The organism is Martinezella lusitana (assembly GCF_016901135.1).
GTDB lineage: Bacteria > Pseudomonadota > Alphaproteobacteria > Rhizobiales > Rhizobiaceae > Rhizobium > Rhizobium lusitanum_D.
The window spans coordinates 1-1,163 of the sequence record NZ_JAFEVL010000041.1; the positions used below are offsets into that span (position 1 = coordinate 1).

The 1,163-nt window shown below is 57.9% G+C and carries 1 protein-coding gene and 1 pseudogene; both read right to left on the reverse strand.

Going from position 1 to position 1,163, the window contains the following annotated elements:
* A partial coding sequence (locus JTP94_RS14330) for a transglutaminase family protein (protein WP_204851170.1) occupies positions 1 to 807 on the reverse strand: 807 nt, incomplete at its 3' end.
* A gap of 42 nt (positions 808 to 849) precedes the next feature.
* A pseudogene (locus tag JTP94_RS35515) lies at positions 850 to 1,163 on the reverse strand (hypothetical protein); the annotation flags it as partial.

Below are 1,163 nucleotides of genomic sequence, written 5' to 3' on the forward strand. Positions count from 1 at the left end.
GTCGGAAATTTCCTCTGTCACAACCTCGAACCGCGACAAAGTTGCGGGGCCGAAGGCAGTCGTGAGCGCCACATCGGTAGCGTCCCGGCCCGTCGCCATCAGGATACGGCCAATGCGCGGCGTGTTATGGCGGGCATCGACGGTATGCCAATGACCGCCGAGATAGACTTCGAACCAGGCGCTGAAATCCATCGGGTTTGGATCCTTCGGAACGCCGATGTCGCCGAGATAGCCTGTGCAGTACCGTGCCGGGATGTTCATGCAGCGGCAAAGCGTGATGGCAAGATGCGCGAAGTCGCGGCAGACGCCGGTGCGTTCGTTGTATCCACCAAACGCTGTCCGAAGGAGATTCGCCTTCTGATAGTCGAACGTGATGTGGTTGTGGACGAAATTAAGTATCGCATTCACACGTGGCCACCCGAGAGGCGTGGACGAGAACTGCTTCCACGCAAAGTCCGCCAGATGGTCGGTATCGCAGTAGCGGCTACCAAGCAGATACACTAGCACCTCGTCTGGCAGATCCTTGATATCGTGCTGAAAAGCATGTTGCGGCACCGGATCCGGCAGGCCTCCGTCATAGATCTCGAACTCTGTTGAGATCGTGGTCAATCCTGGCGGCGCGACGATCCGGCTGCAAGCATTGCCAAAATCGTCGATATAGCCCCAAGCCTCGATCGGCCGATCGAAAACTACGACCTGTTCTGTTAGAAGATCCGCTCGGCGGGAGGGATGAATGTTGAGGACCAACAACATGGGCGTGGCCTGCTGGCATTCATAACCGAGGTGAAAGCCCGCGCGTATCTTCATTATTGTTTCCTTCTCAACGAAAGTTCCGGCTGAAGCGACTATTCAGCGGCAAACGCACGGGCGACGAGGGTGTTCCGCTCGCTTGGGGAGCCGGTGACCACGATCGTCGGTCGTGACATTCAGCTGTACGAACATGTCGGCAAAATCGGATGAACTCCTGTCGTAGCTACCCGACGATGGGACCGCCTGTTTCGTTCCGCGGGCAACGCCGATGCGGATTAGGTCATTGTTTCCGACGATGCCGTTGGTGGGATTCCACCCAGCCCGGGCCTGGCAAGTAAATTTGGCACCAGGCGTGGGTTGATCCGCTACCCAGGCTCGTCGAGCCGTCGCGGTCGGCAACATAGAGGTAACCG